This window comes from Alteribacillus iranensis (assembly GCF_900113025.1).
In the GTDB taxonomy this organism is placed as follows: Bacteria; Bacillota; Bacilli; order Bacillales; family Marinococcaceae; genus Alteribacillus_A; species Alteribacillus_A iranensis.
The window spans coordinates 18,499-44,981 of the sequence record NZ_FONT01000009.1; the positions used below are offsets into that span (position 1 = coordinate 18,499).

Below are 26,483 nucleotides of genomic sequence, written 5' to 3' on the forward strand. Positions count from 1 at the left end.
CCTCCTATCACATCGATGTCTTGTTACGCATCAATTTCTTTAACAGTTAATAGATGAGAAACTTTATTAATCATTCCCCGAATAGCTGGAGTATCTTCTTTAACCACACTATGATTCACTTTCCGGAGACCAAGCGTTCTAACAGTAACTCTTTGGTCTTCCGGGCGACCAATAAGACTGCGTGTGAGGGTGATTTCTACTTTGTTCGCCATCTCATATCCCTCCTTATCCTAACAATTCTTCAACGCTCTTACCACGTAATCTAGCAACTTCTTCAGCTGTTTTCAGCTCAGTAAGTCCTTGAAGAGTAGCGCGAATCATGTTAATAGGGTTGTTCGAACCATGGGACTTGGAGAGGATATCATTAATTCCCGCGAGTTCAAGAACCGCACGAACTGGTCCGCCTGCAATTACCCCGGTACCTTCAGCTGCTGGCTTCAACAATACTTTTCCTGCTCCATACTTTCCAACGATCTCGTGTGGAATAGTCGTTCCTACACGTGGTACTTCAACCATGTTTTTCTTCCCATTTTCTACTGCTTTACGAATTGCTTCTGGTACTTCCAGTGCTTTCCCTATGCCTAAACCGACGTGACCGTTAGAGTCACCTACTACAACAATAGCTGCGAAGCGAAAGCGGCGTCCACCTTTCACTACTTTAGCCACCCGGTTGATAGCAACTACTCTTTCTTCTACATCAAGCTTGCTAGCATCGATAGGTTGCATTCTTTTCCCTCCTTACGTCTTAAAAATTTAATCCATTTTCACGAGCTGCATCTGCTAAAGCTTTTACTCTTCCGTGGTATACAAATCCACCGCGATCAAACACTGCGGAAGTATGACCTTTTTCAGAAGCACGCTTAGCAATGAGTTCACCGACTTTAGCTGCTGCTTCTACGTTACCCCCGTGATCAACATTCACATCTTTATCTAATGTGGAAGCAGAAACGATTGTTTCTCCTTTTTCGTCATCAATTAATTGAGCATAGATGTGTTTGCTAGAACGAAATACACTCAAACGTGGGCGCTCTGTTGTTCCTTTTACCGTTTGCCGGATACTTAGATGACGCTTTTTACGCTTAAGGTATTTAGACTTTGTAGAATTAGTGGCCATGAAACGCTCCTCCTTTCGTAACCGTTACCTAGTGTTACTTACCGGTCTTACCTACTTTACGGCGAATATATTCATTTTCGTAGCGAATTCCTTTACCTTTATAAGGTTCAGGAGTACGAACAGCACGAATGTTAGACGCAGTAGCACCGACAAGTTCTTTATTAATGCCTTTTACCACCACTTTGGTGTTGGAAGGAACGTCGATTTCAATACCGTCTTGTGGTTCGATTTCGACTGGGTGAGAATACCCAACGTTCAGGACAAGTTTGTTTCCAGACTTGGATGCGCGATAACCAACACCAACAAGTTCCAAGGATTTTTCAAACCCTTTCGTTACGCCTTCAATCATGTTGTTCACAATACTTCTTGTTGTACCGTGAAGAGAACGATGCTCTTTATGATCGGATGGGCGTTCGAAAGTGATTTCACTTTCACCGAGGTTTACTTTAATGGTTGGATGAAGATCTCTCTCCAACTCACCTTTTGGACCTTTCACTGTAACAGTATTGCCGTCCATTGTAACAGTTACATCTTTTGGAATTTCAATAGGTTTTAAACCAATACGGGACATTCGTTTGCACCTCCATTCTTGCACGTAAAATTACCAAATGTAAGCGAGTACCTCGCCGCCAACTTGTTGTTTCCGTGCTTCTTTATCCGTCATGACACCCTTTGATGTCGATATAATTGCAATACCAAGTCCACCTAATACACGTGGAAGTTCATCTGCTTTTGCGTAGACACGCAGGCCAGGCTTACTAATGCGCTTTAGGCCAGTAATGACACGCTCATTGTCAACTCCGTATTTAAGGAAGATACGGAGAATACCTTGTTTATTATCTTCAATGCTTTCTACATCACGAATGAATCCTTCTCTCTTCAAAATCTCTGCAACTTCTTTTTTGAGATTAGAAGCAGGAAGTTCTAATTTCTCGTGACGTACAGTGTTCGCGTTACGAATACGAGTCAGCATATCTGCAATTGGATCAGTCACGACCATGTTGATTTACCTCCTTCCCTCAATCAGGGTTACCAGCTGGCTTTTTTTACGCCTGGAATTTGTCCTTTGTGAGCAAGTTCACGGAAACAAATTCGGCAAAGTTTAAACTTACGAATTACAGAGTGAGGACGTCCACAACGTTCACAACGAGTATATTCGCGCACTTTAAACTTCTGGGCACGTTGTTGTTTGGCGATCATTGATTTTTTTGCCAAGGCCTGTGTTCCCTCCTTCGTAATTTATTTTTGAAATGGCATTCCCATTTGAGACAACAATTCATGTGCCTCTTCATCGTTCTCTGCAGTCGTCACAATAACGATGTCCATGCCTCGTACTTTGTCAACTTTGTCATACTCAATTTCTGGGAAAATTAATTGTTCTTTAACTCCAAGCGTATAGTTTCCACGACCATCAAAAGCCTTGTTAGAAACACCGCGGAAGTCACGAACACGTGGTAGAGAAACATGAATTAATTTCTCAAGGAAATCATACATGCGATCGCCACGAAGCGTAACTTTAGCACCGATAGGCATGCCTTCACGCAGCTTAAATCCTGCAATAGATTTCTTAGCTTTCGTAATCAAAGGCTTTTGTCCACTAATCTCAGCTAGTTCTTCCACCGCTTTATCAAGTGCTTTCGGGTTTTGAACCGCATCTCCTACACCCATGTTAATAACGACTTTCTCAAGCTTGGGTACTCCCATTACAGAATCGTAATCAAATTTATTGTGTAAATGAGGGACTATATCGTTTTTATATTTCTCTTTTAAAGCGTTCATTAAGTTGACCTCCTTTCCTCACCTGTCTTACTTATCAAGAGGTTCGCCAGATTTTTTAGCGATGCGCACCTTTTTGCCGTCCTCAAATTTAAAACCTACTCGGGTAGGTTCCCCACTTTTCGGATCGAGAGGCATAACGTTTGATACGTGAATGGGTGCCTCTTGATTTAGAATTCCACCTTGTGGATTCTCTTGGGATGGCTTAGCATGTTTCTTCACAATATTTACCCCTTCTACCAAAACACGCTCTTGGCTTGGGTAAGCTTGAAGAATAACGCCTTCTTTGCCTTTATCCTTACCAGTAATAACTTTCACTTTATCTCCTGTTTTTACGTGGAGCTTTGGTTGAGACATCATCGCACCTCCTTAGTCATACATGACCGTTATATTATTAAAGTACTTCTGGAGCTAGTGAAACAATCTTCATGTATTGTCCTTCACGTAATTCCCTAGCTACAGGTCCGAAAATACGAGTGCCTCGCGGACTTTTATCATCCCGTACAATAACAGCCGCGTTTTCGTCAAAACGGATGTAAGAACCGTCCGGACGGCGGGAACCGCTTTTAGAACGAACAATCACCGCTCTAACGACTTCACCTTTCTTAACAACGCCACCTGGTGTTGCTTCTTTTACAGAACAGACGATCATGTCGCCGATATTTGCAGTTTTCTTGCCAGAGCCGCCTAATACTTTGATGCATTGTACTTCACGTGCACCAGAGTTGTCAGCTACTTTAAGTCGACTTTCCTGTTGGATCATAGCTCTTCAACCTCCCTTCCCAAGAGAAAGATAGTTAGATGATTACAGCTTCTTCTACAATTTCGATGAGACGGAAGCGTTTATCTTTGGATAGCGGGCGAGTTTCCATAATTTTTACGATATCGCCTTTTTTCGCTTTATTCTCTTCATCATGTGCTTTTAGTTTCTTTGAGTATCGTACTCTTTTTCCATAAAGAGCGTCTGTTTTATAGGTCTCAACAACGACAGTGATCGTTTTATCCATCTTGTCGGATACCACACGTCCTGTGTAAACCTTACGCTGGTTGCGTTCAGCCATAGTCTCTGAACCTCCTCCCAAATCTAAGCTTTGTTAATCCCGAGTTCACGTTCACGTAAAACAGTTTTGGCACGGGCAATATCCTTGCGGACGTTGCGAATGCGGGCAGGATTATCTAATTGACCAGTAGCAAGCTGAAAACGCAAGTTAAAAAGTTCTTCTTTTAATGTTTTCGCTTGCTCTTCGATTTCAGCTGTGGTCAGATTTCTAAGTTCATTAGCTTTCATTTGCCTCACCACCCACTTCTTCACGTTTTACAAACTTCGTTTTGATTGGAAGCTTGTGTGACGCGAGTCTAAGTGCTTCCCTAGCTACCTCTTCAGAAACACCTGCAATTTCAAACATAATTTTCCCTGGTTTCACAACAGCTACCCAGCCTTCAGGCGCACCTTTACCGGAACCCATACGTACTTCAAGAGGTTTAGCAGTGTAAGGTTTGTCTGGAAAGATCTTAATCCAAACTTTACCGCCACGCTTCATATAACGAGTCATTGCTATACGAGCTGCTTCAATTTGTCTGTTAGTGATCCAGGACGGTTCAACAGCCTGTAAACCATACTCACCAAATGATACTTCTGTACCGCCTTTCGCACGGCCTTTCATGCGACCACGATGTTCACGGCGAAACTTTACACGTTTTGGCATCAACATAACTATTCTCCTCCTTCCTCGTTATTCGAACCTTTCGCAGGAAGGACTTCTCCACGGTAAACCCAAACTTTCACACCAAGCTTCCCGTACGTTGTATCTGCTTCTGCTGTACCATAGTCGATATCAGCACGCAAGGTGTGTAGTGGAACAGTTCCTTCATTATAGCTTTCATTACGAGCGATATCCGCACCGCCTAAACGACCGGAAACTTCTGTTTTAATACCTTTTGCGCCAGCACGCATAGTACGTTGAATGGACTGTTTCATTGCACGGCGGAAAGAAACACGATTTTCCAATTGACGAGCAATGTTATCAGCCACTAAACGAGCATCTAAATCAGCTTGTTTCACTTCAGAAATGTTGATATGCACTCGTTTTCCTGTCAAGTTGTTTAGTGCTTTACGCAACGCTTCTACTTCTGAACCACCTTTACCGATAACCATACCAGGCTTCGCAGTGTGGATAGTAATGTTTACACGCTTCGCTGCGCGTTCGATTTCTATTCTGGCTACAGAAGCATCTTTAAGACGCTTTTCAATATACTCACGAATTTTTACGTCTTCGTGAAGTAAATCAGCATAATCTTTTTCCGCGTACCATTTTGAATCCCAATCGCGGATAACACCAACTCTAAGACCTAAAGGATGTACTTTTTGACCCACGCATTATCCCTCCTTCTTTTCTGATACCACAACAGTGATGTGGCTTGTACGTTTATTAATACGTGTTGCACGACCCATTGCCCGCGGACGGAAACGTTTCAGTGTAATTCCTTCATCAACGAATGCCTCACTGATGTATAGGTTTTCTGGTTCCATTTCGTAGTTGTGTTCCGCGTTAGCTACGGCAGAATAAATAACTTTCTCGATAATCGGTGAAGCTGCACGCTGCGTATTTTTCAAAATAGCAACTGCCTCACCAATGTCTTTGCCCCGAATGAGGTCAATGACTAACCGCGCCTTACGAGGGGCAATACGTACTTGTTTAGCTACTGCTTTAGCTTGCATGTAGAGAACCTCCCCTCTATTTACCGTTTCGTTTTCTTATCGTCGTTCTTGTGACCTCTAAAAGTTCTAGAAGGTGCGAATTCACCTAGTTTATGGCCTACCATATCTTCTGAAATGTATACAGGTACGTGTTTTCTACCATCATAAACTGCGATAGTGTGCCCGATAAAATCAGGGAAGATAGTGGAACGGCGTGACCATGTTTTGATAACTTTTTTATCGTCATTCTCATTTAAGCTTTCCACTTTTTTCATCAAGTGGTCATCTACAAAAGGTCCTTTTTTCAAACTACGAGCCATGAGAAAGCCTCCCTTCATGATTGCCATGCGGCTCCTAAGAACCGCAGATCAACCAGTTACTTTTTACGACGGCGACGTCTGACAATGTATTTGTCTGTGTCTTTATTCTTCTTACGAGTCTTATATCCAACAGTAGGCATACCCCAAGGAGAAACTGGAGAAACGCGACCGATTGGTGCGCGACCTTCACCACCACCATGTGGGTGATCGCTTGGGTTCATCGCAGAACCACGAACAGTTGGGCGCTTTCCAAGCCAGCGAGAACGTCCAGCTTTACCTACATTAATAAGTTCATGTTCTACATTACCTACTTGACCTACAGTTGCACGGCAAGTTGCCAAGATCAAGCGTGTTTCACCTGAGCGCAGACGAACAAGAACATATTTTCCTTCTTTACCAAGCACTTGGGCTTCCGCTCCTGCAGAACGTACAAGCTGAGCACCGCGGCCTGGTTTCAATTCTATATTATGAACGATAGTACCTACAGGAATGTTCGTTAACGGCAAAGCGTTACCTGGTTTAATATCAGCATCAGGGCCTGATACAACGGTTTGCCCTACCTTCATCCCTTTAGTAGCTAAGATATACCGTTTCTCACCATCTTGATAGTGAATAAGAGCGATGTTTGCAGAACGGTTTGGATCGTATTCAATCGTAGCAACACGTCCTGGTACGCCATCTTTATCACGCTTGAAGTCAATTACACGATATTGACGCTTATGACCTCCGCCTTGGTGACGCATGGTAATACGACCTTGGTTGTTACGACCGGCTTTTTTATTTAATGGACGCAGCAACGTCTTTTCAGGTTTGTCAGTTGTGATTTCTTCATACGTTTGACTAGACATATGGCGTTCGCCATTAGATGTCGGCTTATGCTTCTTAATAGGCATTGTGTTTTCCCTCCTTCACTTGTTGGTTTAAACGCCTTCGAAAAATTCAAGTTCCTTACTGTCAGCAGTAAGGGTTACGATAGCTTTTTTACGATTTGGCTTGTAACCATGATAACGCCCAAAACGACGGAATTTCCCTTTTTTGTTGAGTGTGTTTACTTTAGAAACTTTCACTTCAAAAATTTCTTCGATTGCCTGCTTAATTTGTGTTTTGTTCGCTTTCACGTCAACTTCAAACGTGTATTTTTTTCCATCCATGAGATCAGCAGAACGTTCAGTTATAACGGGGCGCTTAATCACATCACGTGCGTTCATTATGCGAGCACCTCCTCTACCTTCTCCACTGCCTCTTTAGTGATAATAAGCTTATCGTGTTTCATGATTTCTAACACGGATGCTCTATCGGCAGTAGTATAGGTTACTCCTGGTATATTACGTGCAGAAAGTGCAACTTCTTGATTGTAATCAGCTGTGATAATCAAAGCTGTATTATCCGCAGAAAGACCGGAAAGAATATTTACCATTTCTTTTGTCTTTGGCTGTTCAAGTTGCAAATTGTCTACTACTACTGCGTTATCCTCTTTCACCTTTTGAGAATAAGCAGATTTAATTGCTAGACGGCGTACTTTTTTAGGGAGTCTGTATCCATATTGACGAGGAGTCGGTCCGAAAACAACTCCACCTCCAACCCATTGAGGAGAACGAATAGAGCCGTGACGTGCACGCCCAGTTCCTTTTTGTCGCCATGGTTTACGTCCGCCGCCGTTTCTAGCCGAGCGGTTTTTCACTTGGTGAGTACCTTGGCGGTAAGAAGCCTGCTGTGCTATTACCGCACTGTGCAGTACATGTTCATTTGGTTCAATGCCAAAAACGGTATCTTGTAAATCAATATCGCCAACTTTAGAGCCGGTCTGGTTTAATAACGCTACTTTAGGCATGTTGGAGCCTCCTTTCCTTTAACCTTTATTTCGCTGTGTTTTTAACAGCGCTGTTTATAGTTACAACACTTTTCTTAGCTCCAGGAACATTCCCTTTAACGATGAGCAGATTACGTTCCGGATCCACTTTCACAATCTCTAAATTTTGTACAGTAACCGTTTTACCACCCATGCGTCCAGGTAACTTTTTACCTTTAAGAACGTGACTAGGGTCAACCGGTCCCATTGCACCAGGACGACGATGATATCTGGAACCGTGGCTCATTGGCCCACGAGATTGGTTATGGCGCTTAATGGCACCTTGGAAACCTTTCCCTTTTGAAGTCCCTGTAATATCTACAACGTCTCCTTCTGCAAATGAATCAACTTTGACTTCTTGACCAACTTCATATTCTCCGCTTTCCGCACCGCGGATTTCAACGACGTAGCGCTTGGGCTTGGCATCAGCCTTTGAAGCATGCCCTTTTTCTGGTTTATTAGCACGTGATTCCTTCTTGTCAAGGAAACCAAGCTGAATAGCATCATACCCATCAGATTCTGATGTTTTTGTTTGAAGAACTACATTCGGCTCAGCTTCGATGACTGTGACCGGAAGCAATTCACCATTTTCATTAAACAATTGGGTCATGCCTATTTTTCTTCCCAAGATTCCTTTGGCCATCAGTCACACCTCCTGAATATATTTTAATAATTTATTTTCATTTCTTCATTAAAGTTTAATTTCAATGTCCACACCAGACGGCAGATCCAAACGCATTAGCGCATCAACCGTTTGAGGTGTTGGGCTGAGAATATCGATTAGACGTTTATGTGTACGCATTTCAAACTGTTCACGAGCATCTTTGTACTTGTGAGTCGCTCGAAGAACCGTGTACACCGACTTTTCTGTCGGTAGTGGAATTGGTCCCGACACATCAGCACCTGAACGTTTTGCTGTACCTACAATTTTCTCAGCAGACTGATCAAGTACGCGGTGGTCGTACGCTTTTAAACGAATACGAATCTTTTCATTTGCCATATAAAGCCCTCCTTTTCGTCCGATTTTACAGACATACTCAGCGAAAATTTTCCCGAACACCGACCATGGCAAAGGGGCCTGGCGTATCGGCAACCTTTCGCTTCATCGCCTCACTCACGACATCTCCAACCACATGAAAAATGATGTAATCGGTGAAGTGTCGTGATTACACCTTTACTATTATAAGGATTGAGGCGAGCAATTGCAAGGATCTTTTTAAAAAAAATAAGCTTTTCCAAGGGTTGGCACCATTTTGTTCTATTTACTGAGAAGTAAAAGAGTGCCTTCGATAACCAAGAAGAATGATGTCACTTTCGCCATAAACCACCCTGAAGATCGTGGGTAAATATAATGAACATCCAAGCAACCAGGCTTTCGTGCTAGACACGATGTTACAAAAACGCAAAGCGCTCGCCAATCGGCAACAGTAAGCATCCACAAGTGAATAGCTTATTCAATTCGCTAAACAACAAAACCCCGTCAAGCGACGGGGTTTCTTATAGATGATTAATTACTGTTCGATAGTAGAAACAACGCCTGCGCCTACAGTACGTCCGCCTTCACGAATAGAGAACTTTGTTCCATCTTCAATTGCGATTGGTGAAATAAGTTCTACTGTCATTTCTACGTTATCTCCAGGCATAACCATTTCTACTCCGTCTGGTAGCTGGATAACACCAGTTACGTCCGTTGTACGGAAATAGAATTGTGGACGATAGTTAGAGAAGAAAGGAGTGTGACGTCCGCCTTCCTCTTTAGAAAGTACATAAACTTCCGCTTTGAATTTAGTGTGTGGAGTGATAGATCCTGGCTTAGCAAGCACTTGTCCACGCTTGATTTCTTCACGGTCTACACCACGGAGAAGTGCACCGATGTTGTCTCCAGCTTCTGCATAGTCAAGAAGCTTACGGAACATTTCTACACCAGTAACAGTTGTCTTCTTCGCGTCTTCATCGATACCGATGATTTCAACTTCGTCACCAACGTTAAGAACACCACGTTCTACACGGCCAGTCGCAACTGTACCACGACCTGTGATGGAGAATACGTCCTCTACAGGCATCATGAATGGCTTATCTTTGTCACGCTCTGGTGTTGGGATGTAATCATCCACTGCTTGCATCAATTCTAGGATTTTGTTTTCGTATTCTTCGTCGCCTTCTAGTGCTTTCAAGGCAGAACCTGCAATAATAGGTACATCGTCTCCAGGGAAGTCATATTCAGAAAGAAGATCACGAACTTCCATTTCAACAAGCTCGAGGAGTTCTTCGTCGTCTACCATATCTACTTTGTTTAGGAAAACAACGATATAAGGAACACCTACTTGACGAGAAAGCAAAATATGTTCACGAGTTTGTGGCATTGGGCCGTCCGCAGCAGATACAACGAGGATAGCCCCGTCCATTTGCGCAGCACCAGTGATCATGTTTTTAACATAGTCCGCGTGACCTGGGCAGTCAACGTGTGCATAGTGACGAGTTTCTGTTTCGTACTCTACGTGTGCAGTAGAAATAGTGATTCCACGCTCACGCTCTTCAGGTGCACCGTCGATAGAATCGTATGCTCTAGCTTCACCGGAACCATATTTTTTATTAAGAACTGTAGTGATAGCTGCAGTTAAAGTAGTTTTTCCGTGGTCAACGTGTCCAATAGTACCAATGTTGGCATGTGTTTTGGAACGATCAAACTTTTCTTTCGCCATTGTTCATTTCCTCCCTTAATACAGGTAAATTATATGGAAGCCAGAAAGGTTCACCAATACCAGGGTCACCTTCCTTAGCTTACAATAAAACAAAATTAGAGACAATCTTTTACGATAAATTATTCACCAGCGTTTTTCTTGATGATTTCTTCAGATACACTTTTTGGTACTTCTTCATAGTGATCGAAGAACATGGTGTAGTTTCCTCGTCCTTGTGTGTTGGAACGAAGGTTTGTGGCATATCCAAACATTTCAGCAAGTGGAACGAACGCTTTTATCGCTTGTGTGTTAGCACGAGCTTCCATTCCTTCTACACGTCCGCGACGGGAAGTAATGTCACCCATCACATCTCCCATGTATTCTTCAGGAACGACAACTTCCACTTTCATCATTGGTTCAAGCAGCACAGGATTACAAAGTTCTTTTGCTTTCCGTAGTGCCATAGATGCTGCTACCTTAAATGCCATCTCGTTAGAGTCGACATCGTGGTAGGAACCATCAAATAGTGTAGCCTTCACATCAATCACTGGATATCCAGCTAAAAGACCATTTTGAAGAGCCTCTTCTACACCTTGTTGTACAGATGGGATGTATTCACGAGGAACCACACCACCGACAATTTTGTTTTCAAATTCAAAGCCGGCGCCTTCTTCATTCGGTTCAAATTCAATCCATACGTGACCGTATTGTCCACGTCCACCGGACTGACGTACAAACTTCCCTTCACATTTAGCAGCTTGACGGATCGTTTCACGATAGGAAACTTGAGGAGCACCCACTGTAGCGTCAATTTTGAATTCACGCTTCAAACGATCCACGATGATGTCAAGGTGAAGTTCACCCATTCCTTTAATGATCGTTTGTCCAGTTTCAGTGTCCGTCTCTGTTTGGAAGGTAGGGTCTTCTTCTGCTAGTTTGCCAAGAGCTACCCCCATTTTATCCTGGTCTGCTTTTGACTTCGGTTCAACCGAAAGAGAAATAACTGGATCAGGAAAATCCATAGATTCCAGAATAACTCTGTTTTTGTCGTCGCAGAGTGTATCACCTGTACCAGTATCTTTAAGGCCTACACCCGCAGCAATATCCCCAGAATAAACAGTGGCAATTTCTTCCCGTGAATTGGCATGCATCTGAAGAATCCGGCCTACACGTTCACGCTTGTCTTTTGTAGAGTTGCGTACATAAGAACCAGAATCCAGCTTACCCGAATACACTCGGAAGAAAGTAAGTTTACCAACATAAGGGTCGGTTGCTACTTTAAAAGCAAGTGCAGAGAAAGGACCATTATCGTCAGCTTTGCGCTCTACTTCTTCCTCGCTATCAGGAAGTGTCCCTTTGATTGGAGGCACATCTAAAGGAGATGGCAAGTAGTCAATTACTGCATCTATCATTAGCTGTACACCTTTGTTCTTAAAAGCAGAACCACAAAGAACTGGATAAAAATCAACAGTAAGGGTTGCTTTTCGGATAGCATTTTTTAGTTCGGAAATCTCTATTTCTTCGCCTTCGAGGTACTTCATCATCAAATCTTCGTCGAACTCAGAAACTGCTTCAAGAAGTTTTTCACGATACTCTTCTGCTTGAGCTTGATACTCTTCAGGAATATCACGAGCTTCTGTGCGAGTTCCTAAGTCATCCGTATAGTAGTAGGCTTTCATTTCGAGAAGATCAATAATTCCCTCAAAGTTATCTTCCGCACCGATAGGGAGCTGGATAGGTTGAGCATTTGCGCCTAATCGTTCTTTCAGCGTCCCGCAGGCATAAATAAAGTCTGCTCCTACTTTATCCATTTTATTGATGAACACAATTCGAGGTACATGATAAGTAGTAGCCTGACGCCACACTGTCTCAGTCTGTGGTTCTACCCCTGATTGTGCATCTAATACGGTTACTGCCCCGTCAAGAACACGAAGGGAACGTTCTACCTCCACTGTGAAATCGACGTGCCCTGGAGTATCGATAATATTAATTCGATGGTCTTTCCACTGAGCCGTTGTGGCAGCGGAAGTGATCGTGATCCCGCGCTCCTGTTCCTGTTCCATCCAGTCCATTTGAGAGGCCCCTTCATGGGTTTCCCCTATCTTATGGATGCGGCCAGTATAGTATAGGATACGCTCAGTTGTTGTAGTTTTACCGGCATCAATGTGAGCCATGATGCCTAGGTTACGAGTCTTTTCTAAGGAGAATTCTCGTGACATGTACTTTTTTCTCCTTTCTTCCATACTGAGAATTTGGATTACAAGGTTATAAGCTACTGTTTTGTCTTCTACAGATTACCAGCGATAATGAGCGAACGCTTTGTTAGCTTCCGCCATCCGATGCGTATCCTCACGCTTCTTCACGGCAGCACCAGTGTTATTGGCAGCATCGAGGATTTCGTTAGCAAGACGCTCTTCCATTGTTTTCTCACCACGGAGACGTGCATAGCTAACAATCCAACGAAGACCAAGTGTAGTGCGACGGTCTGGTTTTACTTCGATTGGTACCTGATAGTTAGCACCACCTACACGACGGGCTTTAACTTCAAGTACAGGCATGACATTTTTCATTGCTTGATCGAATACGTCCATTGGCTCTTCACCGGAACGTTCACGAACTAACTCAAATGCTTTATAAAGAATGTTTTGCGCCTTACCTTTTTTCCCATCCTGCATAATACGATTAATCAAACGAGTAACCAGTTTAGAATGGTAAATTGGATCAGGCAAAACATCCCTGCGAGGTACAGGTCCTTTACGAGGCATGTGTTACCCTCCTTTCAAAAATATTTATATAGATAGAGACGGCTCAAAAAGTCACTAATTAAGTGGTGATCTTTTCGATAGCCTCTTTTATTTCATCAAAGGCTATGCTTACTTTTTATCACGCTTGGTACCGTATTTAGAACGGCTTGTTTTTCGGTCTTGTACACCAGCTGTGTCCAAAGCACCGCGAACGATATGGTAACGAACACCCGGAAGGTCTTTAACACGTCCTCCGCGAATAAGAACCACACTATGCTCCTGCAGGTTGTGTCCAATCCCAGGGATGTAAGCTGTCACTTCGATCTGGTTAGTTAGACGAACACGAGCATATTTACGTAATGCAGAGTTTGGTTTCTTCGGCGTCATTGTACCAACACGTGTACAAACTCCACGTTTTTGCGGAGAGTTTTGGTCTGTTGGAACCTTTTTATGGCTGTTGTAGCCACGGTTCAATGCAGGGGAGTCAGAACCTTTGACTTTATCCTTGCGTCCTTTACGTACCAGTTGGTTAATTGTAGGCATCTTGTTTCCTCCTTTCTTTCGCTTTTTTTAAGACCACCGTTCCAGGTGGTTCGTTTCGAAGCAAAAGTAAAGTTTTTGCCGGTAGGAAAGCACCTACCAGCAAAAACATCATTGCTTTTTCAATGCAACCGCTGCTGCTCCGACATCGATCCCGCAAACTTTCCCAAGTTTTTTCATGGAATCTACTTTGTAAATCGAAACTCCTTTGGCTTCCGCTGCAAGGAGTACTTTACCGATAACCTTGCTCTCTGCATCATCAGCGACAATTACTGCATCTGCGGAGTTTGATTCCAAAGCTTTTAATGTTTGCTTCGTCCCAATTAAAACCTTAGACGCCTGTGACACTTTTTCATAAGACATTCTATATCCTCCAAAGCACAGGGTGTTAGGCACACCTAAAAAGCTTATCACCACGTGAAAAAGATGTCAATACTCTTTTATTCTTGTTCGATAAACTCTTCTGTTTCTGTGCCTTCTTCTGATTCCTCGCCTACCTTTTGCGCTTGCAGCGACCGGTATCGTTGCATACCAGTACCTGCCGGCACTAACTTACCGATGATGACATTTTCTTTTAAGCCAAGAAGTTCATCGCGCTTTCCTTTAATTGCGGCATCCGTAAGAACACGGGTTGTCTCTTGGAAAGAAGCCGCAGATAGGAATGAATCTGTTTCGAGCGAGGCTTTGGTGATACCGAGAATAACCGGATGCCCCACTGCAGGCTTTTTGCCTTCTTGTAAGACATTTTCATTTGCAGTGTCAAAGTTATGCACTTCAACCAAGCTTCCCGGCAATACTTCTGTTTCACCAGAATCTACTACCCGGATCTTGCGAAGCATTTGGCGAACCATTACTTCAACGTGTTTATCACCAATTTCAACACCTTGCATGCTGTAAACTTTTTGAACTTCTTTCAAGAGATATTCTTGAACGGTTTGCAAGCCTGTCACTTTTAACAATTCTTTCGGATCGATAGAACCTTCAGTGAGCGGATCACCCGCTGCCACTTTGTCTCCTACATCCACTTTCATACGAGCTCCGTAAGGGGTTGTGTATGAGCGTGACTCAAGCTTACCTTGTACCGTTATCTCTTTTTTATCTTGATGATCTTTTATATCTGTAACTTCTCCGGCCAGTTCTGTAATGACCGCTTGACCTTTCGGATTACGCGCTTCAAACAACTCTTGAATACGAGGTAAACCTTGTGTGATGTCATCTCCTGCTACGCCACCTGTGTGGAATGTACGCATAGTGAGCTGTGTACCTGGCTCACCAATCGATTGAGCTGCAATAATACCAACTGCCTCTCCAACTTCCACGTCCGCGCCAGTAGCCAAGTTTTTACCGTAGCACTTCTTACACACCCCGTGACGCGTATCACAAGTGAACACAGAGCGTATGGTAACTCTTTCCACGCCTGCTTCCTCAATTATTCTCGCTTTATCTGTATCAATTAATTCGCCTTTTTTAGCCAATACTTCTTTTGTTTCAGGATGGCGAACTGTCTTAAAGACTACGCGCCCAGTGAGGCGGTCTTGAAGACTTTCTATGAGCTCATTTCCTTCTCTTAACGCATATACTTCAAGTCCTTGGTCTGTATGACAGTCGTCTTCACGCACAATAACATCCTGAGCAACATCCACGAGCCTTCTTGTTAAATAACCTGAGTCCGCTGTTTTCAAGGCAGTATCCGCAAGACCTTTACGCGCACCGTGAGTGGAAATAAAGTATTCCAATACAGTCAGACCTTCTCGGAAGCTGGATTTAATTGGAAGCTCAATGATGCGCCCGGACGGGTTCGCCATCAGACCACGCATACCAGCAAGCTGTGTGAAGTTAGATGCGTTACCCCTTGCACCTGAGTCACTCATCATAAAGATTGGGTTTGTCTTTTCGAGACTTCCCATCAATTTATCTTGAATGGTGTCTTTTGCTTCACTCCAAATGGAGATAACCTTGCCATAACGCTCTTCTTCTGTAATGAGACCACGACGGAACTGTTTCATGACACGGGCGACCTTTTCTTCCGCTTCGTCAAGTATCTCTTGCTTATCACTAAGAACGACGATATCAGAGATACCCACCGTGATACCCGCCTTGGTTGAATAGTAGAAACCTAAATCCTTCATGCGGTCCAACATTTTTGATGTTTCAATGATTTGGAAGTCTTTAAAGACTTGAGCAATAATGTCTCCGAGAAATCCTTTCTTAAACGGAGGGACAGGCTCTCTTTTTTCAAATTCTTTTTTCACGTCTGCATCTGTCGAAACAATATATTTATCAGAAAGAGCAGTTTCCAAGTTAGAAGCTGTCGGTTCATTAATGTAGGGGAAGGATTCTGGTAATATTTCATTAAAAATAAGCTTCCCTACAGTAGTGAGTAACAACTGTTTACTCTGCTCTTCTGTAAAGTTTGTCTTGCTTAAAGATGATACCGGCAAAGCAATTCTGCTGTGTAGATGGACATATCCATTGTGATAAGCAGTCAGTGCCTCATTTGTATCTTTAAAGACAGTGCCCTCTCCAACGGCTCCAGCTCTCTCTAACGTAAGATAATAGTTACCGAGCACCATATCTTGAGATGGAGTAACAACCGGTTTTCCGTCTTTCGGGTTCAGAATGTTCTGGGCAGCTAGCATTAGTATCCGTGCTTCTGCTTGTGCTTCTGCTGATAATGGTACGTGGACCGCCATCTGGTCGCCGTCAAAGTCAGCATTATAAGCGGTACACACAAGAGGATGCAGCTTGATTGCACGGCCTTCCACTAAGATCGGCTCAAACGCTTGTATACCAAGCCTGTGCAGAGTAGGCGCACGGTTCAACAGCACCGGATGTTCTTTAATCACTTCTTCTAGGACATCCCATACTTCTGGATGAACGCGCTCTACTTTTCGCTTGGCACTTTTTATGTTGTGAGCCAATCCTCTGCTTACCAACTCTTTCATAACGAAAGGTTTAAACAGCTCTAGAGCCATTTCTTTCGGGAGCCCGCACTGGTACATTTTCAAACTGGGGCCAACCACGATAACAGAACGGCCTGAATAGTCCACCCTTTTACCAAGTAAGTTCTGACGGAATCTTCCCTGTTTCCCTTTTAACATGTGGGAAAGAGATTTTAACGGCCGGTTACCAGGACCTGTAACTGGACGTCCACGGCGTCCGTTATCAATAAGCGCGTCCACAGCTTCCTGAAGCATCCGCTTTTCGTTTTGAACGATAATACTAGGTGCTCCAAGATCAAGTAGTCGCTTTAGACGATTGTTCCGATTGATCACTCGACGGTATAAATCGTTCAAGTCAGATGTAGCAAATCGTCCGCCGTCCAGCTGGACCATAGGGCGTAGTTCTGGAGGGATGACCGGAAGAACGTCCATAATCATCCAAGAAGGATGGTTTCCAGAATTACGGAAGGATTCCACAACTTCCAAGCGCTTGATTGCGCGAGTTCGACGTTGACCTTGTGCCGTCTCCAACTCTTCTTTTAGGGTTTTTGCTTCCTTATCAAGAGAAATGTCTTGAAGCAATTTGCGAATTGCTTCTGCACCCATTTGTGCGGAAAAACCTCTCCCGTATTTATCATAATAAGAGCGATACTCTTTTTCAGAAAGCAGTTGTTTATATTCCAGCGGTGTTTCACCTGGATCCGTAACAACATACGATGCAAAATAAATAACTTCCTCTAATGAGCGTGGTGACATGTCGAGAACGAGACCCATACGGCTAGGGATCCCTTTAAAGTACCAAATGTGAGAGACAGGGGCAGCCAGTTCAATATGCCCCATTCTTTCGCGTCTCACTTTCGCACGGGTTACTTCTACTCCACAACGGTCACACACTACACCTTTGTAGCGCACTCTTTTATACTTCCCACAATGACATTCCCAGTCTTTAGTAGGGCCAAAGATTCTTTCACAAAACAAGCCGTCTTTCTCAGGTTTCAGCGTACGATAGTTGATAGTTTCAGGCTTTTTTACTTCCCCACGAGACCAGGACCGGATCTTATCCGGTGATGCGAGGCCTATTTTCATGTATTCAAAATTATTTACGTCAATCAAAGGGTCAACCTCCCTTTCAAACTTCACTGGACTCCATTTTCAAATTTAACTTGCTGCCCGATTGTTCCTCTTCGTCATCAAGTTCTTTCATTTCTATCTCTTCTTCTGTACTAGACAGCATTTTTACGTCCATACCAAGGCTCTGAAGCTCTTTAATTAACACTTTAAACGACTCAGGAACTCCCGGTTCCGGAACGTTTTCTCCTTTTACAATAGCTTCATACGTTTTAACACGACCAACCACGTCATCCGATTTAACCGTTAAGATTTCTTGAAGCGTGTACGCTGCTCCATAAGCTTCGAGCGCCCATACTTCCATTTCTCCAAAGCGCTGTCCACCAAATTGAGCCTTACCACCGAGAGGCTGCTGTGTAACTAGTGAATAAGGTCCAGTAGAACGTGCATGCAACTTATCATCAACCATGTGGGCTAACTTAATCATATACATCACACCAACAGAAACCCTGCTGTCAAATGGCTCTCCCGTCCGACCATCGTAAAGAATAGTCTTACCGTCACGTGCCATTCCGGCTTCTTCAAGTGTGCTCCACACGTCTTCTTCATTCGCCCCATCAAATACCGGAGTAGCCATGTGAAGATTCAATTCACGAGCAGCCATTCCAAGATGGAGTTCAAGCACCTGACCAATATTCATTCGTGACGGCACACCGAGCGGGTTCAACATAATATCGACAGGCGTTCCATCTGGCAAGTAAGGCATATCTTCTTCTGGGAGAATTCTAGAAATAACACCTTTGTTTCCGTGTCTACCTGCCATTTTGTCGCCTTCATGGATTTTTCTCTTCTGCACAAGATACACACGAACGAGTTGGTTCACACCTGGTGGCAACTCATCCCCATCTTCCCGGTTAAATATTTTTACATCCAATACAATGCCGTCCGCTCCGTGTGGTACACGTAAGGACGTGTCGCGTACTTCTCGTGCCTTTTCACCAAAGATGGCATGAAGCAATCTTTCTTCCGCTGTCAGTTCTGTCATTCCTTTCGGTGTTACCTTACCGACAAGAATATCTCCATCTTTCACTTCAGCACCGACACGGATAATGCCGCGATCGTCTAAATCTTTGAGAGCTTCTTCACTCACGTTTGGAATGTCCCGAGTGATCTCTTCCGGCCCTAATTTAGTATCGCGAGCCTCTGACTCGTATTCTTCTATATGAATAGATGTATACACATCATCTTTTACTAGACGCTCACTAAGAATAATCGCATCCTCGTAGTTATAGCCATCCCACGTCATGAAGGCTACTAATACGTTACGACCAAGTGCCATTTCGCCTTTATCCATCGAAGGTCCGTCACCAAGTACTTCTCCTTTTTTGATCCGGTCTCCCTCACTAACAATCGGCCGCTGATTATAACTAGTCCCTTGGTTAGAGCGAATATATTTAGAAAATCTATATTTATCTATATCCGTCTCTACTTCACGCCCATCTACTAACTCAATACGGCGCAACCATACTTCACGAGCGGTGACGCGTTCTACCACTCCATCTGTCTTAGCTACGATTGCCGCTCCTGAGTCACGAGCAGATACGTACTCCATACCCGTACCAACAAGAGGTGCTTCCGGCTCAAGAAGAGGTACTGCTTGACGCTGCATGTTCGCTCCCATAAGTGCACGGTTGGAGTCGTCATTCTCTAAGAAAGGAATACATGCCGTCGCAGCTGAAACGACCTGTTTAGGGGAAACGTCCATATAGTCAATTTTTTCTTTCGGAACAATGGTGTTTTCTCCGCGAAAACGGGCGATGATCTGATCATCCGCAAATGTCCCGTCATCATTAAGAGTTGCGTTTGCCTGAGCTACGACATAATTATCTTCTTCATCGGCTGTCAAGTAATCACATTCCGTAGTGACTACTCCGGTCTCATGGTCCACACGACGATAGGCTGTTTCAATGAAACCAAATCGATTCACCCTAGCGTAGGAGGACAAAGAGTTAATCAACCCAATATTAGGCCCTTCCGGCGTTTCAATCGGGCACATACGTCCGTAGTGGGAATAATGCACGTCCCGCACTTCAAAGCCGGCCCGTTCTCTTGTTAATCCACCTGGTCCTAATGCAGACAAGCGGCGTTTATGTGTCAGTTCTGCTAATGGGTTTGTTTGGTCCATAAATTGAGAGAGCTGAGAGCTACCGAAAAACTCTTTAATAGACGCAATTACCGGGCGAATATTAATTAATGCCTGCGGAGTGATAGCACTTGGATCTTGGATGGACATCCGTTCCCGTACCACTCTTTCCATCCGGGACAGACCAATTCTAAATTGGTTCTGCAACAATTCACCTACCGAGCGAAGTCGGCGGTTTCCAAGGTGGTCTATATCATCTGTGAGACCTACTCCGTGAAGTAAATTAAAGAAATAGTTAATAGAAGCGATAATATCTTCCGGAGTAATATTTTTAATATCACGATCCACTACCCCATTACTGATAACTTGAAGAGGGGATGATTCTTCCTGATCATTCGGAGCGTAAATTTTAATAGACTGTACGTTTAAGTCTGTTTCTTCCATCACGCCCCCAACCACAGAATATCTCTTAAAGCCTACGTTTTCCTCTAAGTAAGGAATGAGGCGGTCCAGTGTCCTGCGGTCAAGGATCGTTCCTTCTTCTGCCAGCACTTCCCCAGTCTCTGGGTCCGCAAGGGTTTCGGCCAACCGTTGATTAAGCAGACGGTTTTTAATATGCAGCTTTTTATTCACCTTATAACGGCCGACATTTGCAAAGTCATAGCGTTTCGGGTCAAAAAAGCGTGTGTATAGTAAATTTTTTGCACTCTCCACTGTAGGAGGTTCACCAGGGCGGAGACGCTCATAAATCTCTAAGAGTGCTTTCTCAGCTCCGTCTGTATTGTCCTTCTCCAGTGTGTTGCGTAAGTACTCATCTTCTCCAAGCAAATCAATGATTTCTTGATCAGACCCGAATCCAAGTGCCCGCAAAAGAACAGTTACAGGAATTTTTCTTGTACGGTCGATCCGTACATATACAATGTCCTTTGCATCAGTCTCTAACTCCAGCCATGCTCCCCGGTTAGGTATGACTGTTGCTGTATAGCCTTTTTTCCCGTTCTTGTCCATCTTCTCATTAAAGTAAACACTTGGTGAACGAACAAGCTGCGAGACGATAACACGCTCGGCGCCGTTGATCACAAATGTACCCGTGTCCGTCATGAGAGGAAAGTCCCCCATGAAAACTTCTTGTTCCTTCACTTCACCGGTTTCTTTGTTCATAAGCCGGACTTTCACGCGTAACGGAGCGGAATAAGTGACGTCTCTTTCCTTGGATTCGTCAATAGAATATTTGGGATCACCAAGGCTGTAGTCAATAAACTCCAGAACTAGATTTCCCGTGAAATCTTCAATAGGAGAAATGTCTTGAAACATTTCGCGTATGCCCTCATCAAGAAACCATTGATAAGAAGCCGTCTGAATTTCAATCAAGTTAGGAAGTTCCAGAACTTCATTGATTCTTGCATAACTTCTTCTGTGGCGGTGGCGTCCAAACTGAATAAGTTGACCTGTCAACTGAGTCACCCTTTCAATATCGTATAAATGTCCACCTGTTCACATAGAACAGGCAATATACATATGGCGGTTGCCAAATACATCAGCAAAAGTACCTATGATACAGCCAGGCGCTGTTTCATTTTTGGCTCCTGGATGATAAAATAACGTTAATAACAAGGCTCGCGCTCATGTCAGGGTTTCCATACAAAGAAAAAAATGGCCTCTTAATAAGAACCACTATTTTCCATCTTTATGTCTGATTATATTATTTTTTCCAGATTCTGTACTTTTATACCTATACCCTATATAATGGTGAATCTGGCATATACACGCTGCCCCTGAGGATACTTATATGCATTATAAGACTATAACACAAACATAGGACAGGGTCAACATTTGGTTGCGCGATAAATATAATAACCCTTCTTTTTCTCCACTGTATCTACTCGTCCGAACAAGGTTTTCAACTTCTCAAGCGCAGAGGGGGCCCCTTGTTTCTTTTGGATAACGATCCACAATTCCCCGTTGTGGCAAAGATGTTCAAACGCTTCCTCAAATAAACGATGAACCGTTGCCTTGCCCGCTCTAATTGGAGGGTTAGACACCACCACAGCAAATGTTCTTCCAACGAGTGCTTCGAACAAATCACTTTCGATTACTTTTGTATGGTGTAACCCTAGCTGAGCGGCGTTTTTTTCTGCCAAAGCAAGAGCCCGCTTATTAACATCCGCCAACCAAACAGTATTTTCCGTTTCTTTCGCTAACGTCAGCCCGATTGGACCGTACCCACAACCGATGTCAGCTATGTCCCCTTGGACATCCGGCCACTGAAATGATTCAATTAACAACCGACTGCCATAATCAATATTGTTTTTCGAAAAAACACCTTGATCACTAATAAAAGTCATTTCCCTGCCTCGAAGGTTGTTTGTTATCAAACGCTCTTTGCTTTCTTTTTCGGGATTTTCATCAAAGTAATGGCCGCCCATCCTATCACCCTTCCCGTATCCACAGCCGCGGATAGTGGTACCCAACCACTTATCTTCTACTTATCATTCTTTCTGGTTTTCGTATATCGCAATCGATAAAAAGAGCTTTCTCCTGAGAGAAAGCTCTTTTTGTAAAATTACTTAAGTTCCACTTTAGCGCCAGCTTCTTCAAGCTTGCCTTTGATTTCTTCAGCTTCTTCTTTGTCAGCACCTTCTTTAATTGTGTCAGGTGCACCGTCAACAAGTGCTTTTGCTTCTTTAAGTCCGAGTCCAGTGATTTCACGCACCACTTTGATAACGTTGATTTTAGAAGAACCAGCTTCTTCCAATACAACATCAAATTCAGTTTGCTCTTCTCCACCTTCTGCAGGTGCAGCGCCACCAACAGCTACTGGAGCAGCCGCAGTCACACCAAATTCTTCTTCAATTGCTTTTACAAGGTCGTTCAGTTCAAGAACGGACATTTCTTTAATCGCATCAATGATTTGTTCTTTGCTCATTGTGGATCCTCCTTAAAATTATTATTTTATATCTATCGAAACGTTACATACTGCTAATAACTTAAGCGCCCTCTTCTTCTTTTTGATCAGCAACTGCTTTAGAAGCCAATGCAAAGTTGCGGATAGGAGCTTGAAGAACACTGAGAAGCATGGAAACCAATCCATCGTGAGACGGAAGAGAAGCGAGTTCTTTAATCTCTTCAAGAGAGGCAACGCGCCCTTCGATAACACCTGTTTTGATCTCTAAAGCCTCATGGTCTTTAGCGAAGTTATTCAACACTTTCGCCGGCGCCACCACATCTTCCGTGCTAGTAGCCACGGCAGTCGGTCCCACGAGATATTCATCTAGATCTGTAAGATTCGTTTTTTCAGTAGCTCGTCGAACCATTGTGTTTTTATACACTTTGAAATCGACACCAGCTTCACGGAGCTGCTTACGAAGCTCAGTAGCTTCAGATACATCAAGACCACGGTAATCTACTACGACAGTAGAAACACTATTTTCTAGTTTTTCCGCAATCTCTTGTACTACTTGTTCTTTCTGTTCGATTACTTTGCTCATTATCACACCTCCTGCTCTGATATCTGGCATGCCGCAAACAGGACGGAAGTTCTCATCCTCATAAAAAAACCTTCATGTCCCCAGACACGAAGGTTTTGTTCTCGCACAAGTACCCCTTTAATAAAAGGAGTTTATCGAAAACTACCTCGGCAGGAAATTAAGCGCATGGCGCACCTGCTGTCTGCGGTATACGTCATCTATTTACTTATTAGGAACGTTAAGCACCGCTATCTAGTATAGCGTCTCTTAAACAATTCGTCAAACATTTATTTTAAATTCAGAGTTGCTGTGCTAACTTTAACGCCAGGCCCCATTGTGGAAGAGACAGCTACATTCTTCATGTACGTGCCTTTCGCAGCTGATGGTTTAGCCTTCACTAATGTGTCGATAATTGTATTAAAGTTCTCTACCAACTTATCTGTGTCGAAAGAGACTTTCCCGATGGCCGCATGAATGTTACCAGCCTTGTCAACCCGGTATTCTACTTTACCTGCTTTGATTTCTTCAACGGCTTTTGTAACATCCATTGTAACTGTACCTGTTTTAGGGTTCGGCATGAGACCTTTTGGTCCAAGCGTTTTACCCAGCTTACCAACTTGCGCCATCATATCAGGAGTGGCAACGACAACATCAAAGTCAAACCAGCCCTGCTGAACCTTGTTGACTAGGTCTTCTTCGCCAACGTAGTCAGCTCCAGCCGCTTCTGCTTCCTTCGCTTTATCCCCTTTTGCAAAAACAAGAACACGTTGTGTCTTACCAGTTCCATGCGGAAGAACTACAGCTCCGCGAATCTGCTGGTCATTTTTACGAGGGTCAACGCCAAGACGCGCAGCTACTTCAACTGTTTCGTCAAAGTTAGCAATGGACGTTTTCTTTACGAGCTCTATCGCTTCTTCAGCGTTATATTGTTGTTCAGCATCAATAAGCTTAACAGCATCTTGATATTTTTTACCTCTTTTAGCCAATTTCATTTCCTCCTCGGTTGTGGTTTTAGCGGTCAGACCTCCCACTATTAAAAGGTTGCGAATATATCAACCGTTCTTACGAAGCGGAAGTCGCAACCTCAAAACAAACATCATTATTCTTCTATCGTGATACCCATGCTGCGTGCAGTACCTTCGACCATACGCATTGCAGCTTCCACGTCAGCAGCGTTCAAGTCCTGCATTTTCGTTTCTGCAATTTCACGTACTTGGTCCTGTTTTACCGTTGCAACTTTATTACGGTTGGGTTCACCAGAACCGCTGTCTATTCCTGCTGCTTTTTTCAATAGAACGGCAGCTGGCGGTGTCTTCGTAATAAAATCAAAGGAACGGTCTTCATATACATTGATCTCTACAGGAATAATCATGCCTGCTTGATCGGAAGTACGAGCGTTAAATTCTTTACAGAATCCCATGATATTCACACCTGCTTGTCCGAGAGCCGGACCAACTGGCGGTGCTGGGTTTGCTTTTCCAGCAGGGATTTGAAGTTTTACTACTTTCTCGACTTTTTTAGCCACGCGACACACCTCCTTAGTCCGTGATGTGGTTCGTCGGACATGTCGTCCTCCCACTCATTAAAAAGGGTATACCCCTCTGCATTTGTTTCTGAGTAACAAACATTAAAATCTTATCATTTTCCTAAAGGATCTGCAAGTATTGATTGAAACACACATGCTTCACTAATTAAATTTTTTCAACTTGATGAAATTCCAGTTCGACAGGAGTTTCTCTACCAAACATATTGACATGCACTTTCACTTTTTGTTTCTCTGCATTGATATCCTCAATGGTTCCTGTGAAATCAGCAAACGGGCCTTCTTTTACTTTGACTGATTCCTTGAGGTGCAAGTCGACTTGAGGTACCGGCTCTCCCTCTCCCATCTTTTCTAGAATATTATCCACTTCATCTGGTAAAAGAGGGGTCGGTTTTGAACCTGCACCAGATGAACCTACAAATCCGGTTACACCCGGGGTGTTTCGAACGACATACCAAGAATCGTCTGTCATAATCATTTGTACGATGACATATCCAGGAAATACCTTTCTTGTAACCGATTTGCTCTTGCCATTTTTTACCTCAGTTTCTTCTTCGACAGGGACTAGTACACGAAAGATCTTATCCGTCATCTCCATCGATTCTACACGCTTTTCGAGGTTTGTCTTTACTTTGTTCTCATAACCGGAGTATGTGTGAACCACAAACCAATTCTTTTCCATTATTGTCCGGACTATACGTCCTTCCCTCCTCCTGTTCGAGCCTTAACGCTTCCTAATCAAGGAAGATCCTAACAAGTTCTGATAGCAAGAGATCCACTACGCCAAAAAAGACAACAAAAAATATGATCGTAATAATAACTACAATCGTATATTTCGTTAACTCCTTACGGTTTGGCCAACTTACCCGTTTTAATTCTTTTCCTACGTCTCGAAGAAACCTTGCAGGATTCTTTGTACCTTCAGCCATACCAGGCCACCTCCATTTAGCCATTACACAATAAACGACTTTCTCTTCCTCCATTTGAAACGAGTACACTTTGAGAAACCTACGATTTTTTACGACCGTGGCTTTACACCATCTCTCAAATTTCCATTATACGAAAAGCGGAAAGCATCTTGCTGAGCCGCGACTAGTTTCTCCCTCACCCTGTTGGCCGGAAATGAAGAGGAGAATAGAAAGCAACAAAAGAAAAAGACCTTATCCCAACACGCCCCACCTCAAGTGAAAAACGTTTATGTTATACGCAGGACATGGCATCCTTAGCAAAAGATTCTTCCTTCTAATGAGCCTTCGAACGGCCAGACGCCGAAACTAACACTCCGCAATGTACTTTCTTATCTAATAAAAAAACAACCGCTTATTTTGTTTCACGATGAAGGGTGTGAGTGTTGCAGTGTTTGCAAAACTTCTTCATCTCAATGCGGTCTGTTACAGTTTGTTTATTTTTTTCAGTTGTATAATTTCGTGAATGGCATATGGAACATGCCATAATTACTTTACTCCGCATCGAGTACCTCCTGCAGTAAAATATGTCTCTGCATACGCTTCCTTACCTTATCACAATGAAAAAAAGGTGTCAATTTCACACTATACGCCGAAAAAATGCTTTATATCCACAGAAAAGCACCCTCTCAC

The 26,483-nt window shown here is 43.4% G+C and carries 35 protein-coding genes and 1 other annotated feature; all 35 genes read right to left on the minus strand.

All coding sequences use genetic code 11. The features are described 5' to 3' along the window. Positions 1 to 23 precede the first annotated feature (23 nt). Positions 24 to 212: a 50S ribosomal protein L30 gene (rpmD, locus tag BM095_RS14890; RefSeq protein WP_091663644.1), complete on the minus strand. Its 189-nt coding sequence runs from the start codon at positions 210 to 212 to the stop codon at positions 24 to 26. 13 nt (positions 213 to 225) lie between these two features. Then, positions 226 to 726 carry a 30S ribosomal protein S5 gene (gene rpsE, locus BM095_RS14895; protein ID WP_091663646.1) on the minus strand — a complete coding sequence of 167 codons (501 nt, stop codon included), beginning with the start codon at positions 724 to 726 and terminating at the stop codon, positions 226 to 228. 19 nt (positions 727 to 745) lie between these two features. Further along, positions 746 to 1,114 carry a 50S ribosomal protein L18 gene (rplR, locus tag BM095_RS14900; protein WP_091663649.1) on the minus strand — a complete coding sequence of 123 codons (369 nt, stop codon included), beginning with the start codon at positions 1,112 to 1,114 and terminating at the stop codon, positions 746 to 748. A gap of 34 nt (positions 1,115 to 1,148) precedes the next feature. After that, positions 1,149 to 1,685 carry a 50S ribosomal protein L6 gene (gene rplF / locus BM095_RS14905; protein WP_091663652.1) on the minus strand — a complete coding sequence of 179 codons (537 nt, stop codon included), beginning with the start codon at positions 1,683 to 1,685 and terminating at the stop codon, positions 1,149 to 1,151. 30 nt (positions 1,686 to 1,715) lie between these two features. After that, positions 1,716 to 2,114 carry a 30S ribosomal protein S8 gene (rpsH, locus tag BM095_RS14910; protein ID WP_091663654.1) on the minus strand — a complete coding sequence of 133 codons (399 nt, stop codon included), beginning with the start codon at positions 2,112 to 2,114 and terminating at the stop codon, positions 1,716 to 1,718. Positions 2,115 to 2,143: 29 nt separating this feature from the next. Continuing rightward, positions 2,144 to 2,329 carry a type Z 30S ribosomal protein S14 gene (locus BM095_RS14915; protein ID WP_091663657.1) on the minus strand — a complete coding sequence of 62 codons (186 nt, stop codon included), beginning with the start codon at positions 2,327 to 2,329 and terminating at the stop codon, positions 2,144 to 2,146. 24 nt (positions 2,330 to 2,353) lie between these two features. Beyond that, complete coding sequence (gene rplE / locus BM095_RS14920) at positions 2,354 to 2,893, minus strand: 50S ribosomal protein L5 (protein ID WP_091663660.1); 540 nt, start codon at positions 2,891 to 2,893, stop codon at positions 2,354 to 2,356. A 27-nt stretch (positions 2,894 to 2,920) separates the two neighbouring features. Continuing rightward, a complete protein-coding gene (gene rplX / locus BM095_RS14925; protein WP_091663662.1) occupies positions 2,921 to 3,247 on the minus strand; it encodes a 50S ribosomal protein L24 in 327 nt (108 codons plus the stop codon). A gap of 37 nt (positions 3,248 to 3,284) precedes the next feature. Further along, positions 3,285 to 3,653 (minus strand): 50S ribosomal protein L14, encoded by a 369-nt coding sequence (gene rplN, locus BM095_RS14930; RefSeq protein ID WP_091663665.1) that lies wholly within the window; start codon positions 3,651 to 3,653, stop codon positions 3,285 to 3,287. A gap of 34 nt (positions 3,654 to 3,687) precedes the next feature. Continuing rightward, on the minus strand, positions 3,688 to 3,951 hold the full coding sequence (gene rpsQ, locus BM095_RS14935) for a 30S ribosomal protein S17 (protein ID WP_091663667.1): 264 nt from the start codon (positions 3,949 to 3,951) through the stop codon (positions 3,688 to 3,690). A gap of 23 nt (positions 3,952 to 3,974) precedes the next feature. Then, positions 3,975 to 4,178: a 50S ribosomal protein L29 gene (gene rpmC, locus BM095_RS14940; protein ID WP_091663670.1), complete on the minus strand. Its 204-nt coding sequence runs from the start codon at positions 4,176 to 4,178 to the stop codon at positions 3,975 to 3,977. After that, on the minus strand, positions 4,168 to 4,602 hold the full coding sequence (gene rplP / locus BM095_RS14945) for a 50S ribosomal protein L16 (RefSeq protein ID WP_091663673.1): 435 nt from the start codon (positions 4,600 to 4,602) through the stop codon (positions 4,168 to 4,170). Before rplP ends, rpmC begins: the two co-directional genes overlap by 11 nt. A gap of 2 nt (positions 4,603 to 4,604) precedes the next feature. Then, positions 4,605 to 5,264 carry a 30S ribosomal protein S3 gene (gene rpsC, locus BM095_RS14950; protein WP_091663675.1) on the minus strand — a complete coding sequence of 220 codons (660 nt, stop codon included), beginning with the start codon at positions 5,262 to 5,264 and terminating at the stop codon, positions 4,605 to 4,607. 3 nt (positions 5,265 to 5,267) lie between these two features. Beyond that, the gene (gene rplV / locus BM095_RS14955; protein WP_091663678.1) at positions 5,268 to 5,609 is read right to left on the minus strand and encodes a 50S ribosomal protein L22; all 342 of its coding nucleotides are present in this window, start codon (positions 5,607 to 5,609) and stop codon (positions 5,268 to 5,270) included. Between the two features lie 20 nt (positions 5,610 to 5,629). Beyond that, a complete protein-coding gene (gene rpsS, locus BM095_RS14960; RefSeq protein WP_091663681.1) occupies positions 5,630 to 5,908 on the minus strand; it encodes a 30S ribosomal protein S19 in 279 nt (92 codons plus the stop codon). Positions 5,909 to 5,964: 56 nt separating this feature from the next. After that, positions 5,965 to 6,801 carry a 50S ribosomal protein L2 gene (rplB, locus tag BM095_RS14965; RefSeq protein ID WP_091663684.1) on the minus strand — a complete coding sequence of 279 codons (837 nt, stop codon included), beginning with the start codon at positions 6,799 to 6,801 and terminating at the stop codon, positions 5,965 to 5,967. A 27-nt stretch (positions 6,802 to 6,828) separates the two neighbouring features. Further along, the gene (gene rplW / locus BM095_RS14970; protein ID WP_091663686.1) at positions 6,829 to 7,119 is read right to left on the minus strand and encodes a 50S ribosomal protein L23; all 291 of its coding nucleotides are present in this window, start codon (positions 7,117 to 7,119) and stop codon (positions 6,829 to 6,831) included. Continuing rightward, positions 7,116 to 7,739 carry a 50S ribosomal protein L4 gene (rplD, locus tag BM095_RS14975; RefSeq protein WP_091663689.1) on the minus strand — a complete coding sequence of 208 codons (624 nt, stop codon included), beginning with the start codon at positions 7,737 to 7,739 and terminating at the stop codon, positions 7,116 to 7,118. The genes rplW and rplD overlap by 4 nt, the downstream gene beginning before the upstream one ends. A 25-nt stretch (positions 7,740 to 7,764) precedes the next feature. Next, the gene (gene rplC / locus BM095_RS14980; RefSeq protein ID WP_091663691.1) at positions 7,765 to 8,400 is read right to left on the minus strand and encodes a 50S ribosomal protein L3; all 636 of its coding nucleotides are present in this window, start codon (positions 8,398 to 8,400) and stop codon (positions 7,765 to 7,767) included. A 48-nt stretch (positions 8,401 to 8,448) separates the two neighbouring features. Then, on the minus strand, positions 8,449 to 8,757 hold the full coding sequence (gene rpsJ / locus BM095_RS14985; protein WP_091663694.1) for a 30S ribosomal protein S10: 309 nt from the start codon (positions 8,755 to 8,757) through the stop codon (positions 8,449 to 8,451). 511 nt (positions 8,758 to 9,268) lie between these two features. Continuing rightward, positions 9,269 to 10,459 (minus strand): elongation factor Tu, encoded by a 1,191-nt coding sequence (gene tuf / locus BM095_RS14990; protein WP_091663697.1) that lies wholly within the window; start codon positions 10,457 to 10,459, stop codon positions 9,269 to 9,271. A 119-nt stretch (positions 10,460 to 10,578) separates the two neighbouring features. Then, entirely contained in the window at positions 10,579 to 12,657 is a 2,079-nt protein-coding gene (fusA, locus tag BM095_RS14995) for an elongation factor G (protein WP_091663700.1), read from the minus strand. A gap of 75 nt (positions 12,658 to 12,732) precedes the next feature. Beyond that, positions 12,733 to 13,203 carry a 30S ribosomal protein S7 gene (rpsG, locus tag BM095_RS15000; protein ID WP_091663703.1) on the minus strand — a complete coding sequence of 157 codons (471 nt, stop codon included), beginning with the start codon at positions 13,201 to 13,203 and terminating at the stop codon, positions 12,733 to 12,735. Positions 13,204 to 13,311: 108 nt separating this feature from the next. Beyond that, a complete protein-coding gene (rpsL, locus tag BM095_RS15005) occupies positions 13,312 to 13,725 on the minus strand; it encodes a 30S ribosomal protein S12 (RefSeq protein ID WP_091663706.1) in 414 nt (137 codons plus the stop codon). Positions 13,726 to 13,833: 108 nt separating this feature from the next. Next, a complete protein-coding gene (locus tag BM095_RS15010; protein ID WP_091663708.1) occupies positions 13,834 to 14,085 on the minus strand; it encodes a 50S ribosomal protein L7ae-like protein in 252 nt (83 codons plus the stop codon). Positions 14,086 to 14,162: 77 nt separating this feature from the next. Beyond that, a complete protein-coding gene (gene rpoC / locus BM095_RS15015) occupies positions 14,163 to 17,777 on the minus strand; it encodes a DNA-directed RNA polymerase subunit beta' (protein WP_091663711.1) in 3,615 nt (1,204 codons plus the stop codon). A 16-nt stretch (positions 17,778 to 17,793) separates the two neighbouring features. Next, entirely contained in the window at positions 17,794 to 21,330 is a 3,537-nt protein-coding gene (gene rpoB / locus BM095_RS15020) for a DNA-directed RNA polymerase subunit beta (protein ID WP_091663714.1), read from the minus strand. 371 nt (positions 21,331 to 21,701) lie between these two features. Continuing rightward, the gene (locus tag BM095_RS15025) at positions 21,702 to 22,301 is read right to left on the minus strand and encodes a class I SAM-dependent methyltransferase (protein WP_091663717.1); all 600 of its coding nucleotides are present in this window, start codon (positions 22,299 to 22,301) and stop codon (positions 21,702 to 21,704) included. A 137-nt stretch (positions 22,302 to 22,438) separates the two neighbouring features. After that, positions 22,439 to 22,801 (minus strand): 50S ribosomal protein L7/L12, encoded by a 363-nt coding sequence (gene rplL, locus BM095_RS15030; RefSeq protein ID WP_091663720.1) that lies wholly within the window; start codon positions 22,799 to 22,801, stop codon positions 22,439 to 22,441. 61 nt (positions 22,802 to 22,862) lie between these two features. After that, complete coding sequence (rplJ, locus tag BM095_RS15035; protein WP_091663724.1) at positions 22,863 to 23,363, minus strand: 50S ribosomal protein L10; 501 nt, start codon at positions 23,361 to 23,363, stop codon at positions 22,863 to 22,865. A 54-nt stretch (positions 23,364 to 23,417) separates the two neighbouring features. Continuing rightward, positions 23,418 to 23,568 (minus strand) — a sequence feature (ribosomal protein L10 leader region). Positions 23,569 to 23,629: 61 nt separating this feature from the next. Beyond that, on the minus strand, positions 23,630 to 24,373 hold the full coding sequence (gene rplA / locus BM095_RS15040; protein ID WP_091663727.1) for a 50S ribosomal protein L1: 744 nt from the start codon (positions 24,371 to 24,373) through the stop codon (positions 23,630 to 23,632). A 68-nt stretch (positions 24,374 to 24,441) separates the two neighbouring features. Continuing rightward, entirely contained in the window at positions 24,442 to 24,867 is a 426-nt protein-coding gene (gene rplK / locus BM095_RS15045; protein ID WP_091663730.1) for a 50S ribosomal protein L11, read from the minus strand. Between the two features lie 166 nt (positions 24,868 to 25,033). Continuing rightward, the gene (nusG, locus tag BM095_RS15050; RefSeq protein ID WP_091663733.1) at positions 25,034 to 25,567 is read right to left on the minus strand and encodes a transcription termination/antitermination protein NusG; all 534 of its coding nucleotides are present in this window, start codon (positions 25,565 to 25,567) and stop codon (positions 25,034 to 25,036) included. Positions 25,568 to 25,619: 52 nt separating this feature from the next. Further along, complete coding sequence (secE, locus tag BM095_RS15055) at positions 25,620 to 25,814, minus strand: preprotein translocase subunit SecE (protein WP_091663735.1); 195 nt, start codon at positions 25,812 to 25,814, stop codon at positions 25,620 to 25,622. Positions 25,815 to 26,205: 391 nt separating this feature from the next. Then, on the minus strand, positions 26,206 to 26,355 hold the full coding sequence (rpmG, locus tag BM095_RS15060) for a 50S ribosomal protein L33 (protein ID WP_091663738.1): 150 nt from the start codon (positions 26,353 to 26,355) through the stop codon (positions 26,206 to 26,208). Positions 26,356 to 26,483: the final 128 nt, after the last annotated feature.